Below are 12,591 nucleotides of genomic sequence, written 5' to 3' on the forward strand. Positions count from 1 at the left end.
GGTATTGGCATTAACGCAGAGCACCAAGCAGTGCCCGCCGCGCAGCTTAATACCAGCCAGCTCACCTTGGCGGCACGGGTAAACCTTACCCAGTGGCAGAGCGATTCTGAAAGCGCACAATATGTGTCGTTTTTAAAAGACCGCGGCGGCAAAAAGCTAGCCGATGGCTTGATAGCGCTGCTGGGAATGGAAGAGGGCATTGATGCTCCTGCTGAAACCCGCACGCTGCTGAAAGCCTTCAGTGATTACGTCGAAAAAGAGGACTACGACGACGAAGCCAGCCGAGAAAAAACCGACACCCTGGTTGACTACGCCAACGAGCAGCTGCGCCGTGGCGAGCCAATGACGTTAGAAGAACTTTCGGGGCTGGTGGACGAAAAGCAGCCCAAAGCGTTTTACGACCATATCCGTAATGCTGACTACGGCCTTTCTCCAGAGATTCCGCCGGATAAGCGTACTATCAGTCAATTTCGCCGTTTTACCGGGCGTGCTGGGGGCGTATCGATCAGTTTTGACTCCCACCTGCTCGGGTCCAGCATTGAGTACGATGAAAACCAGGATCGCCTGATTATCAAGCAAGTGCCCAAGCAGCTAAAAGAGCAGTTGGCGAAGCGTAAGGAGTGATTGGTGAATCGTGAATCGTGATTGGTGAATAGTGAGGTGAGGGTGGGCGCTTAGGCGTAAAGGGCACTAAGTGCCATATCGCCAGTCGAAGTGGCAGGTTTATTAACAGGAGAGAAACCGTGCTGGATGCCATTAGCAATTTCTTCCAACGCGCGCTGGCAGAACCTGAGCAGCGTGATAATCAAACCCTGACGCTAGAACTCGCAACGGCGGCGCTGCTCTGTGAAGTCATGCGTGCCGATTACGATAAAAGCGATGCTGAACGCGCCGCACTGAAGCAGATGTTAATCAGCCGCTACCACTTAAGTGACAGCGACGTTAACGAGTTAATGACGTTGGCGGAAGCAGAAGTGGATGATGCCGTCGATCATTACCAGTTTGTTAGCCTGATAAAAGAGCACTACGGTTATGAGCAGCGCTGCGAGTTGGTAGCGTTAATGTGGCAGCTTGCTTGGGCAGACGGCAGTATCGACCCGCTCGAAGAGCACCGTATCCGGCGGCTGGCAGATCTTTTACACGTTAGCCATAGTGATTTTATTCGCAGCAAGCTTGCCAGCACGCCCCAGGCCTAGCGGCTCCCTTCCGGCTCAGCAGAAATCCCCAGCCGTCGACATAACCATTAATAGACCCATTGATACAGGGCTCGGAGCGCAGAAACGCCAATGAGTGATATGCAGGATGCATCGAACTTAACCGAACTGATTAACACCATGGAGCGAATGGAGCGTGAAAAAGCCAAGGTAAGCGTAGACGACGTGGTTCACGCGGTGGGCAGGCGTTCATTTGGGCCACTATTGTTGCTTGCTGGGCTAATCACACTTGCGCCTATCATCGGTGATATTCCCGGTATGCCAACGCTTATGGCGGCGTTGGTGTTGCTCACGTCCGTTCAGTTATTAATCGGCAGGGAAACTTTTTGGTTACCTAAATGGCTGGTAAAACGCTCTATTGCCCGAAACAAATTCGATAAAGCTATTCACTACATGAAAAAGCCCGCCACATGGATTGATAGCTTACTAGGTGTGCGCCTAGCGTGGATGACTGGCTATATCGGGATACGCGTCACCGCCGTGATGTGCCTGCTTATCGCGCTAGCCATGCCGCCGATGGAGTTTATTCCGTTTAGCGCCAACGGCGCGGGTTTGGCGCTTACCCTGTTTGGTTTAGGTTTAGTCGCCAGAGACGGCATTATGCTCTCGCTGGGTTTTCTACTCACCGGAGTTACGTTTACGGTTGTGCTGATCAACGTGCTATAAGTTCGCGTACGATCATCCTAGCGCCGCCTAAGCTGACGGCTTTTTAAAAGGAGCAAGCACGCACCATGTCTGATCCAGCACCGTCTGAGTCATCATCATCGAACTCACCATCGCCACATTCAGCACTGCCGCCTGCGCCCAAAACGCCCCGTGAACAATCCTCCTGGGAGCGGCGGATTGAAACGGTGCTTTGGAATTCGCGCTTTCTAGTAATGCTGGCGGTAGTGCCAAGCCTGTTGGGTTCACTGATGCTGTTTATTGTTGGCACGCTGGATATCTTAACCGTGGTGGGTGACGTACTGCGCTACTACCTGGTGGATAGCTCTCAAGATATCCACGACACCCTGGTGCCGGACATCATCATCGCCGTTGATGTTTATTTAATAGCGATTGTGCTGCTGATCTTTGGGCTAGGTATCTATCGGCTGTTTGTTTCCCGGATCGACCAGGCGGAAGTGCGCTATCCCAAGCATCCGTTTAACGTAGGCTCACTGGATCAACTCAAGGACAAGATTGCCCGCGTGGTGATTTTGGCGGTAATTATTGAGTTTTTCCGCGCTGTGGTGGATATCCGTTTCACGACGCCACTGGAAGCCATCTACCTCGCGCTTTCGGTGCTGGCGCTGGCGGCAGCGCTGTATCTCATGAGTCTTGGGCATAAGGGGGAGTGAGACGAATCGTCGGGCTGTCTCTTAAGCGAGTGAGTTAATACCCGCCGAGGGTAAATTACGCAAACATTATCAATCACTGCTAGGCTGGAAATGTTATCCCAAGGTGTTGCTTTCTTTGAAGCAAGCCTTTAAACGCAAAAGCAAGGAGTGCCGTTATGCGTAACATTATCTATATTATTGGTCTAATCGTTGTTGTGCTGTTTATTCTATCGCTGCTTGGACTGCGCTAAGCACATCACGCTAATAGAAAAGCGCCCGCAGCTCTTTTTTCAAGGGGCTGCGGGCGCTTTGTATTTAAAACGTCGTATTTAGAGCGTCGTATTTAGAACGTGCAGAGCAAAGCAAACGCGATTACGCGCAGTCGGCAGCACCCTGACCAAACATATCAAACATTAGCTCCCGCCCCATAGACGTCAGTACGAAGCGGTCGTAATCATTAAATTCAGCGGCACCGCTCTCTTCAAGCACCCGTTGGCATGTTTTCCAACTAGGGCAATGCCCCTTCAAATGAGCCAGCTCGCGTCGGGCGAGGCCACGCTGCGGCAAGGTAATGGTTTCGAGCACATGGCCGTTATCGTAAAGCAGCTCGGCAACGGTAGAAAGGCAGTGGCGTAGGCTGCGCTGCACATGATAAGCGGCAGACACTACGGTGGATGCGGGTTGTGACACCTCGGAAGGCATAAGTCGTTCTCCTGCAAACAGCCCCAAAATGGGCTTGTTGCAGTGCATTATAAAGCAATGCGGGTATTAGACCAAGGTCTATGATGGATTGGTGTCAAAGCAACCGCCGACCTTTTTCTGACATATTTCTGTCATCTAGATAATTCAACATGTGGGCCGCTAGGGGAAAAGCAAAAAGTATTAATTAAAATTGATGGTGTTATGCCTTTTTAGCTTTATGTAAGCGTCATTCTTTACAATTCATTACTTTTTAGTACGTAAAAAAAGCCAAATAGGCTCAAGTCTAAGCTTTAATGGTCGATAGTATTAAATATAAATCACATTCTTACGTATGAGCAGCGCCAGCGTGTTGGGCGTTATTTAAAAAAAGGGCAGTAACTTATGGCTTCCATTTCATCACTCGGTATTGGCTCAGGGCTCGACCTCAACGGCTTGCTGGATCAACTGCAAGATGCTGAGCGAGGGAAGCTGAAGCCTATAGAGCGTCAACTGGAAACCCAGCAGACCAAGATTTCTGCTTATGGTCAGCTGCAAAGTGCGCTCTCCCAATTTCAAACTGCCTCCGCTGAGTTAAACGACAGTGCGCTGTATGAAAGCCTTTCCACGAATGTGGGAGGCGATGCCATTACTGCCACGGCAGATGGCGAAGCGCAGCCCGGTAGTTACAATGTCACCGTTGATACACTCGCTACTCGTGGCACGCTGGCTTCCACAGGTGTTGATCAACTGGACGCGCCGCAAACGACCACTGAGCAAACGCTAACCTTCACGTTCGGTGATGGGGCCAGTAAAGACGTCACCATCGGTGCGAATAGCAGCCTGGAAGATATTCGCGATGCGATTAATGCCAGTGAGGATTCAGGCGTTAACGCCACCATTGTGAACGACGGCACCAACTACCGGCTGGCGCTTAGTTCCAGCGAAACCGGTGCGGATGCCTCTATTACCGGCTTTAGCTTTTCTGATGCAGGCACAGCGCCCTTCGCCGCCGACACCGATAACACCCTGCAAGCAGGCACCGATGCCGCGTTGACGGTGAATGGCATTGCTATTACCAGCCCTACCAATCAGGTTGAAGGGGCGATTCAAGGCGTGACGCTTAACCTTCAAGATGAGGGCGATAGCACCGTGGCAGTCGAGCAGAATACACGCGCTGTTCGTGAAGCGATTACGGGCTTTGTCGATGCCTATAACGACCTCAAGGGCACCATCGGCGCGCTGACCAGTTTCAATTCTGAAACCGGTGCTGCGGGTGATCTGCTAGGTGATGGCACTGTCCGTATCGTTGAGTCTCGCATGCGCAGCGTGCTCAGCGGTGGCGTGGAAGGCGAATTTTCCATGCTCAGCGATATCGGCATTTCTTTACAGCGCGATGGCACGCTTGAAGTTGATAGCGACAAGCTTGATAACGCCATTGCCAATAATCAGGAGGCACTTTCAACCTTCTTTGCTGGCGATGCGGATGAGTCAGGCATGGCGGGGCAGCTTAACACCACAATAGAGCAGCTGCTTAGTTCCAACGGCAGAGTGTCGGGGGCGATTAGCGGTGCGGAAAGCCTCAAAGAATCTCTGGGTGAGCGCTATCTGAATATGGAGCAGTCTATTGAGCAGACCATTTCCCGCTATCGCACTCAATTCGGCCAGTTAGACGGCATGATTGCCCAGATGAACCAAACCAGCAACTATTTAACCCAGCAGTTTGATGCCCTTGACGCTCAGCTTGGGCGTAAATAGTCGCTAAAGTAATTTGGTGGTTGTTGAACGCCTACGCTAACGCCTGCTTCCTGCAGGCGTTTTCATTAGAAAATTCTCATTTCTAGTAAAAAAGTATGAAAATCGGCGAAAGCGCGAAAAGGCGCTAAAGTTGTGCGCTTTTCTGCCGATAGCAGTGCTATTAAATAAACGGGCGTGCGCATGCGTGCCTGGGTCTTGTGGTTTAGCCTTTTGCACTGAGGAATACCCCCGCATGGCGACGATAACCTCTCTTGGCGTTGGTTCTGGCCTTGATCTCACTGGTTTGCTTGATCAGCTTCAAGCGGCTGAGCGAGGCAAACTCGCGCCGATTACGCTTCAAAAGAAACAGCAGCAGGCGAAAATTTCTGCTTTCGGTCAACTTCAAACGTCGCTGAACTCGTTTCAAGATGCGGTCGCCAAAATCAATGACCCCAAGCTCTACCAAAGCCTTTCCGCCAATGTGCGTGGCGATGCCATTAAAGCGACTGCTGCCGCTGATGCGCTGCCGGGCAGCTACCGGGTAGAGGTCAGCCAGTTGGCCACCTCTGGTACGCTGGCCTCAAACCGCGTGGCAGAGCGGGACGCCGCCCTGGATCTACAAGGGGCCACCGCAATGCAGCTGACCTTTGGCGATGGGGAGAGCGTCGATATCAACATCGCAGAAGGCAGTAGCCTTGCAGATATTCGTGATGCCATTAACGCTGATAAAGAAGCTGGTGTTAACGCCACGATTATCAATGATGGCACGGGCTACCGGCTGGCACTTAGCTCTAAAACCACTGGCGCAGACGCTTCTATTGAAAGCTTTAGCTTTGTTGATACCAATGGCGCCGTGCTCCCCGGCCCCTTTGCTGAAGATGCGCTAACAAAACGCCCAGGTGAAAATGCCGCGCTTACGGTTAATGGCATTGCGATTAGTAGTGCAGAAAACAGTGTTGAAGGCGCGATTCAAGGCGTAACGCTAAATCTTGCTGAACTCAATATCGTGGACGGCGAAACGGCTTCCAGCACCATTAATATTGAGCGCGACACGCTAAAGCAGCGCGAAGCGATTAATGGCTTTGTAAAAGCGTTTAACGACTTAAAAGGCACCATTGGCAAGCTCACTAGCTTTACCGGCGATAGCGAAACCGCTGGCGAGCTATTGGGCGATAACACCGTGCGCACCATCGAATCCCGGCTGCGCAGTGTATTAACCGGCGGGGTAGAAGGCGGTGAGTTGTCGACCCTTAACCAGCTAGGCATCACTCTGCAGCGAGATGGCAAGCTCAAGGTCGATGAGGAGACGCTAGATGACTTGGTTGCCAATAACCCCCAGGCCCTCAATGACTTTTTTGCCGGTGAAAACGAGGGCGACGGCATGGCGGGTAGGCTAAACACTACAATCGAACAGATGCTGGGCAACAATGGCGTGGTAAAACTAGCGATTAGCGGCGCGGAAAACCGTGTTAAAAGCTTGGACGACCGTTTCGAGCGTATGGAAAAAACCATTGAAGGCACCATCTCCCGCTACCGCACCCAGTTCGGTCAGCTAGATGCGATGATTGCCCAGCAGTTTGATGCCCTGGATAATCAGTTAGGCCGCAAGAAATAACCTTAACGCTTCGGTTGAGTAGCCACAGATAAGTAGTGCGGTGTAACGAGCGAAGCGAGGCACCCGCAATGGGCGGCGTAAGCCGCCCTTTTGTTGCCCACGTAAAAGTAAGCCTCTCACCCTACAGTTACCAAACATTACATCTTTTTTTTACTAACCGCCCTAAAGATTCTTCTCACTGTGCCGTTAATTCTAATAACGGCGCACAAAGTGGCCGAATAGCAGGCCTTCCGGCCAGTGTTCATGCAAGGAGAATCACACCATGTCAGTGATCAATACCAACATTACTTCCATGATTGGCCAGTCCAACCTGTCCAAATCACAAAACTCGCTGCAAACCTCTATGGAGCGTTTGAGCTCTGGCCAAGCCATCGCTAACCGCTTCTCTTCACAGATCACCGGTCTCGGCCAGGCTCAGCGTAACGCTAACGATGGTATCTCCATTGCGCAAACCGCTGAAGGCGCGCTGAATCAGGTGAATGACAACCTGCAGCGTATTCGTGAATTGTCTGTTCAGGCTCAAAACGGTACTAACTCTGAGTCTGGATGAGATTAACCGTATCTCTGAAGAAACTGACTTCAACGGCACTAAAGTGCTGGCAGAAGATAGCGGCCTGAAAATTCAGGTAGGTGCTAACGATGGCCAGACCATTTCTGTCAACCTACAGCAGATCAATGCTGAAACATTGAATTTAGGCGGCTTTAATGTGAACGGTACGGGTACCGCCAATAAAGCTGCGTCGATTCAAGACCTACGTGCCAATGACTTTGAACAAGTTGGCACCTCGAACGAGTGTACAAACGCAGCGTTCAACACCGCTTCTAACGTTGGTGATGTGTTCCAGAATCTGAAAGATGGCGCTGAAATTACTTTAGATCCGGGTACTACCGATACTGTATACACTCTCGACGCTGACACTAACACTTTCAGCTTCGACCGTGCTGGCGTAGCTGTAGATGGAAATGCTGGTAACTTAGCCACCGATCTTGGCCTAACACCAGGCGCTGGTGAGTCAAAGAAGTTAACGTTTCATCTTCTGGTGCACTAACGCTTGCCTCTACAGGCGAAAACTTATACCTGACGGGTACCGCTGGTTCTGCTGATCTAAGCGTAACAAATACGGGCGGCGATCCTGTCGCTACGATTGAAGACTTGGTCAGTGAGCTTGCTGAAGGAGGCCGTACTGCTGGTAGCATTACTACTGCAGACGATACGGTTTATAGTGCGAACGGTGGCGCCGGAGTAGATACTGAAAACGAAACCATCGCCTTTGAAGATCTTCAGAATCAGATTCAAGACGATACAACTAACGCTTACGATGTAGACTTAGACGGTGAAGGTACAGCTGCTAATCAGTATAATATTAGTAACGCTAATGCGGTGACTGATGCCCTCGGTGGTGGCGGCGCAGCTGTCTTTACTTCCGGGTTTGAAGGAGACTTCACTCTTTCCGATTCAGCTGCTGCCTCTGTCTATGTTAATGACAATGGCAAGATCACTGATGGTGCTGCAAATGAAATCTTCATTACCGAAGATGGTGATCTGACTCAAGAAGCGCTTAGCGATGCGGACGCCACCAAAAACCCGCTGGAAGCCTTGGACAGCCTGCGTTCTGAGCTGGGTGCTGTGCAGAACCGTTTTGAATCAGCCATTACCAACCTGAGCACCAATGAGACTAACCTCTCTGCAGCTCGTTCGCGCATCGAAGATGCTGACTACGCGGTAGAAGTCGCCAATATGACTCGCGCGCAGATCCTGCAGCAGGCTGGTACTTCTGTATTGGCACAGGCCAACCAGATTCCGCAGAACGTTCTTTCACTGCTGGGTTAATCTGAGGCTTAGTTTCGATAGAGCATTTGCTGTATCACTAAGTAGTACACTAAACCGGCTCCCTTTGGGGGCCGGTTTTTTTTACTGAGGTGACGTATGACTAATGAAGAACAACAACACGTTATCGATGAGCTGCAAACTGTCATAGCGGACACTCAAGCCACTTTACAACGCTTTGAAGACACCGGCATGGATAAAGCGATGCCGGAGGATTATGAAAAGCTGCTGGGTATATTAGATGGTGCGGTGAAGCAGCAGCGCGAGCATACTAAGTCGATGTTGGGGTAGCTTGCACCCGCCACTCACAGAGGTTACGCCCCAGGTTCGTCATTCCCGCATGCCCTTAGCGGGAATCCATGGTGAGGCAGGCTGCTGGGTAGTATCGGGCAAAGGTCAGAATGGATTCCCGATAACCCCACTCGGGAATGACGGTGTGGTGGGTTACTCGGGCATGACGGTGCGGAGGGTTACTCGGGAATGACGGTGCGGTGGGTTACTCGGGTATAGCGGCGTGGTGCATACGCAAGTGATGTTGGGGTAGCTTGAAAGGTGCTATAGACCAAGGGTGGCTTGTGATGACGCGCTTTTCTACCATAATCACTTAGCAGGCTCATTTTGGGCCGTGCTAGCAACAACAGGGTGTTTTATAGACTGAGGCTTAGAGGCGCTGCGGGTGCCGCAGGGATAATAAAAATAGTATGGATACTTATACGCTCGCGCTAGTGGTGGCGATTGGTACGATGTGGGTTAGCCTGACCTGTGGCTTTGTTGCTATGTATTTAATTCTTAGCGGCGAGTTTAGAAGCGCTTCCCAGCCTGCTGATCGGCCCAGAAAGCTATCGATGGGCGCTAAAATGCAAGCGGATGATGTTCCCACGCTGGCGAATGAGGGCGGTACTTCTTGGGGCGTGCAAGTGCTGTTTGAAACCCCTTCACCTGGGCTAAACGAGCGCTTAAGCGTAGCGCTGGCATCTGCGGGAGCGGTGTATGAGCCTAGTACGAAAGCCTTTACGGTGATGGGGGAGTCTTCACGTAACCCTATCGTTGTTGAAAACGCCTTTCCTCCTGGGCAACTTCCTTCTTTTACCGATGATAATAGCCAGTACTTAATTAAGGGTGTCACTATTAAGGTGAATGAGAGTGGTCGCTCTCTTTCGCCCAGCAAGCTCCAGCTTGCGCGGTTGGTTTCTCTTGCCAAATCATTGGCCCGTTTAGGCGGCAAGGTGGTTGACGTCAATCAGCAGCCGATCACCAAGGCAGGGTTTAAAGCCGTTATTTCTGGTAAGGCCAAGGTTTAGCCATCTGAGGCATCATTTCTGCTCGCCTTCTCGTTCACTCTGCTAAGAATGGGGGCTTCCGCAACGGAGAAAAAGTCCAGACGTGAGCTAGCTTCTTAATAGGCAGGAGTGAGCTTCTGTATAACGCTTCGGTAAAACCAGTCGGGTATTTCTTCCGCTTTAGGTTCAATTTCTCCTTCCGGAGTTACTTCTGCTAGCCATATGTCTTCATTACCTGAGTTATCGAATATAAACGCTCGATCAGCAAGCTTGATGGCATTTATTAATAAGTCGAGTGAACGATGGTAACGCTGACGAATCTTATCTTCTGGTACGGTGTGTCCTCCCGATTCTACTCGGTTGTGAACTCGTTGGACGTTAATGTCTGGGTCGTCGGTGGCAATGTAGTAGAGATAGTTTTTAAAACCTGCTGCACGGGATGCCTGTAATACTTCTATCTTGTCTTCTGATGACATTACAGTTTCAAACGTAAAACTAATTCTAGAGGCGATAAGCTGATCACGAATGAGCGATGAGGCAATTGAAGCGATATAGGAGTTTGGTTCGGTTTTACAAAAGGAAAGGCAGTTGTCTTCAAATAGTAATGTTTCAAGCAGAGGTGCCAGAGACGCTTTTCGTGTTAAAGGCGATTGATAGAAATAGTGTTTGATATCCGCTTTTGAAATGTCGACAGAATAATCACCAAAATAGATAGCGCCTGTGTCCTTGGCGCTTTGTTCAATATCATCTGGGTTGATGTAAACCCCTTTCAGATGTGCAGGTATGACACTCTGAATGGTGCTTTTGCCTGAGCCATTGGGGCCAGCAAACATTCTCAACCTTGGTGTTGGATCCATTAGGTCACCTTCAGCTTCACGCCTACAGGAATTTTGTGTTTAGCGGGTGCTTTTTTCAACACATAAGTGCTGCCATCGGGGCGCGTTTCGACAAGATTTCCGTTGGCGATTTCCACGACTTTCTGGCCTCGGCTCAATGACGCTTGGTAGGCGCGACGTGTGTAACGCACTGTTTGTGCTGCAAATCTTTGTTCTGCATCAGGTTTAGTTGCCACGATTATCTCCCCAGTCTGCAAATCACCTTATAAATGTATAGTACAAGGACTAGAGTATAAGTGTAAGCATACTAATAGTAATGGTGATAGGAGTGGTTATGTGTGGAACACGTGCTGAGCACGTCATCTTCAATAGCACCACCGGTTGATCCTAAATTCCAAAAAAGACTAAGAAAGCTGTTTATTATTTCTTTTTTGCTGGTATCTTGGCCTCATTGCACTGGTAGATGCTCGACGAACGTCGCAACCGGTGCCCACGTTTAAAGCAGGGGGCTTAGGTGCCCTAGAGGGGAAAATGAATATGGCGAATGTGAGCCGTTGGAAAAAAGCTGTTGCTGTTCTTTCGCTTAGCGTTGTGGGTAGTGTGCTGTCTGCCGCTGCTTACGCGGATACGCTGCGCGTCGGCATGTCTGGGGGGTATTTCCCCTTTACGTTTGTTGAGCAAAACGAACTGAAAGGCTTTGAAGTCGATGTCATGAACGCCGTTGGTGATGTGACTGGCGATGAGATTGAGTTCGTGACAGCGAGTTTCTCTGGCTTGGCGGGCATGTTGGAGTCTGGGCGCATTGATACCATTGCCAACCAAATCACCATTACCGATGAGCGCAAAGCGAAGTACGCCTTCACCGCTCCGTATGTTTACGATGGTGCCCAGGTTGTTGTGCGGGCAGGTAATGACACCATTCACGGTGTTGAAGATTTATCTGGCAAAAGCGTTGCGGTGAACTTGGGCTCTAACTACGAGCAGTTGCTGCGTGAACAGCCTAATGCCGATGAGATCGATATCCGTACCTACGAATCCAACGTCGAGCAGGATGTGGCGCTTGGCCGTATCGATGCATTTGTGATGGATCGCGTTAGCGCCAGCCAGGTGATCAGCGAGCGCGGTTTGCCGCTTGCATTGGCTGGCCAGCCGTTCACCATCATAGAAAACGCGCTGCCGTTTCGTGATGATGAAGAGGGCCGTGCTCAGCGTGACCGCGTAGATGCCGCCCTGGAAGAGCTGCGTGAAAACGGTACATTAGGTGAAATATCGCAAAAATGGTTCGATACTGATATCACCCAGCCATAATCGCGGCGTTTATCTTTAGACGACCAGCAACTGATTGCGGCCGTGGCACTGCCACGGCCGTTTCGCTTATAGCGACGTTGCGAAACTGACCTTGGAATAACCATGTTGAATGTGGAGTATATGTGGGGCCTGTTGCCGGTCCTATTGAGCTATTTACCGTTAACGCTGCAAATGGCGAGCATCGCCATGTTGTTGGCGCTGATCATTGCCTGCCTGTTGGCGGTCATCCGGGTATCGCGAGTGCCGGTGTTGAACGGCGCGGCAATGCTGTTTATCTCGTTTTTTCGCGGAACGCCGCTATTGGTGCAGCTGTTTTTGTTCTATTACGGCTTGCCCCAACTGATTAACGCGCTGATTTCCATCAACGGGGTGACCGCAGCGGTGCTGGGCTTAACGCTGCACTTTTCGGCCTACATGGCGGAATCCATTCGCGCGGCGATTGTCGGTATTGACCGCAGCCAAACCGAAGCGGCGCTGTCCATCGGTATGACCCAGTCTCAATTGATGCGGCGGATTATTCTGCCTCAAGCCACCCGCGTGGCAACGCCAACGCTGATGAACTACTTCATCGATATGATTAAAGCGACTTCCCTGGCGTTTACCCTGGGTGTTACCGAAATGATGGGCGCTACCCAAAAAGAAGCCTCGGGCAGCTTTCTCTATCTGGAAGCATTTCTGCTGGTGGCGATTATTTACTGGGTGGTGGTGGAAGCGCTTTCCTGGGGCCAGCGCCGTCTGGAAACGTATCTGAATAAGGCGTACCAGCGATGATCACCCTC

Annotated in this window: 16 protein-coding genes; 13 read left to right on the forward strand and 3 right to left on the reverse strand. The window is 50.8% G+C overall.

The window, feature by feature from the left end; genetic code table 11:
* The 4 genes from INT22_RS12010 to INT22_RS12025 all read left to right on the forward strand — a co-directional run.
* A partial coding sequence (locus tag INT22_RS12010) for a nucleoid-associated protein (protein ID WP_193068282.1) occupies positions 1-624 on the forward strand: 624 nt, incomplete at its 5' end.
* A gap of 119 nt (positions 625-743) precedes the next feature.
* The gene (locus INT22_RS12015; RefSeq protein ID WP_089040734.1) at positions 744-1,196 is read left to right on the forward strand and encodes a tellurite resistance TerB family protein; all 453 of its coding nucleotides are present in this window, start codon (positions 744-746) and stop codon (positions 1,194-1,196) included.
* A 90-nt stretch (positions 1,197-1,286) separates the two neighbouring features.
* Positions 1,287-1,880 carry an exopolysaccharide biosynthesis protein gene (locus INT22_RS12020; RefSeq protein ID WP_193060796.1) on the forward strand — a complete coding sequence of 198 codons (594 nt, stop codon included), beginning with the start codon at positions 1,287-1,289 and terminating at the stop codon, positions 1,878-1,880.
* 65 nt (positions 1,881-1,945) lie between these two features.
* Complete coding sequence (locus tag INT22_RS12025; RefSeq protein WP_226912666.1) at positions 1,946-2,551, forward strand: YqhA family protein; 606 nt, start codon at positions 1,946-1,948, stop codon at positions 2,549-2,551.
* Between the two features lie 351 nt (positions 2,552-2,902).
* Here INT22_RS12025 and INT22_RS12030 read toward each other — a convergent pair whose 3' ends face one another.
* A complete protein-coding gene (locus INT22_RS12030; protein ID WP_193060797.1) occupies positions 2,903-3,232 on the reverse strand; it encodes a hypothetical protein in 330 nt (109 codons plus the stop codon).
* Between the two features lie 381 nt (positions 3,233-3,613).
* Between INT22_RS12030 and fliD (INT22_RS12035) the strand changes: the two genes are divergently transcribed.
* The 7 genes from fliD (INT22_RS12035) (at position 3,614) to INT22_RS12060 (ending at position 9,689) form a co-directional block, all read left to right on the forward strand.
* A complete protein-coding gene (fliD, locus tag INT22_RS12035) occupies positions 3,614-4,966 on the forward strand; it encodes a flagellar filament capping protein FliD (protein WP_193060798.1) in 1,353 nt (450 codons plus the stop codon).
* Positions 4,967-5,198: 232 nt separating this feature from the next.
* Positions 5,199-6,560: a flagellar filament capping protein FliD gene (gene fliD, locus INT22_RS12040; RefSeq protein ID WP_193060799.1), complete on the forward strand. Its 1,362-nt coding sequence runs from the start codon at positions 5,199-5,201 to the stop codon at positions 6,558-6,560.
* Positions 6,561-6,822: 262 nt separating this feature from the next.
* Positions 6,823-7,110 (forward strand): flagellin N-terminal helical domain-containing protein, encoded by a 288-nt coding sequence (locus tag INT22_RS21900; RefSeq protein WP_319022071.1) that lies wholly within the window; start codon positions 6,823-6,825, stop codon positions 7,108-7,110.
* The gene (locus tag INT22_RS21905; protein WP_319022072.1) at positions 7,061-7,609 is read left to right on the forward strand and encodes a hypothetical protein; all 549 of its coding nucleotides are present in this window, start codon (positions 7,061-7,063) and stop codon (positions 7,607-7,609) included. Before INT22_RS21900 ends, INT22_RS21905 begins: the two co-directional genes overlap by 50 nt.
* 104 nt (positions 7,610-7,713) lie before the next feature.
* A complete protein-coding gene (locus tag INT22_RS21910) occupies positions 7,714-8,391 on the forward strand; it encodes a flagellin (protein WP_226912667.1) in 678 nt (225 codons plus the stop codon).
* Positions 8,392-8,487: 96 nt separating this feature from the next.
* On the forward strand, positions 8,488-8,679 hold the full coding sequence (locus tag INT22_RS12055) for a hypothetical protein (RefSeq protein WP_193068283.1): 192 nt from the start codon (positions 8,488-8,490) through the stop codon (positions 8,677-8,679).
* Positions 8,680-9,089: 410 nt separating this feature from the next.
* Positions 9,090-9,689, forward strand: coding sequence for a hypothetical protein (locus INT22_RS12060; RefSeq protein WP_193060801.1), 600 nt, complete (start codon positions 9,090-9,092; stop codon positions 9,687-9,689).
* Between the two features lie 95 nt (positions 9,690-9,784).
* Here the strand turns inward: INT22_RS12060 and INT22_RS12065 are convergent, their stop codons facing one another.
* Both INT22_RS12065 and INT22_RS12070 read right to left on the reverse strand, forming a co-directional pair.
* Complete coding sequence (locus INT22_RS12065; protein ID WP_193060802.1) at positions 9,785-10,525, reverse strand: zeta toxin family protein; 741 nt, start codon at positions 10,523-10,525, stop codon at positions 9,785-9,787.
* Positions 10,525-10,740, reverse strand: coding sequence for a hypothetical protein (locus INT22_RS12070; protein WP_193060803.1), 216 nt, complete (start codon positions 10,738-10,740; stop codon positions 10,525-10,527). The genes INT22_RS12065 and INT22_RS12070 overlap by 1 nt, the downstream gene beginning before the upstream one ends.
* A 301-nt stretch (positions 10,741-11,041) precedes the next feature.
* Here INT22_RS12070 and INT22_RS12075 point away from each other — a divergent pair, with 301 nt between their 5' ends.
* Positions 11,042-11,812 carry an amino acid ABC transporter substrate-binding protein gene (locus INT22_RS12075; protein WP_193060804.1) on the forward strand — a complete coding sequence of 257 codons (771 nt, stop codon included), beginning with the start codon at positions 11,042-11,044 and terminating at the stop codon, positions 11,810-11,812.
* Positions 11,813-11,914: 102 nt separating this feature from the next.
* A complete protein-coding gene (locus INT22_RS12080) occupies positions 11,915-12,583 on the forward strand; it encodes an amino acid ABC transporter permease (protein ID WP_089040744.1) in 669 nt (222 codons plus the stop codon).
* The last annotated feature ends 8 nt before the right edge of the window (positions 12,584-12,591 follow it).

Source organism: Halomonas sp. 3D7M (assembly GCF_014897885.1).
Lineage (GTDB): Bacteria > Pseudomonadota > Gammaproteobacteria > Pseudomonadales > Halomonadaceae > Vreelandella.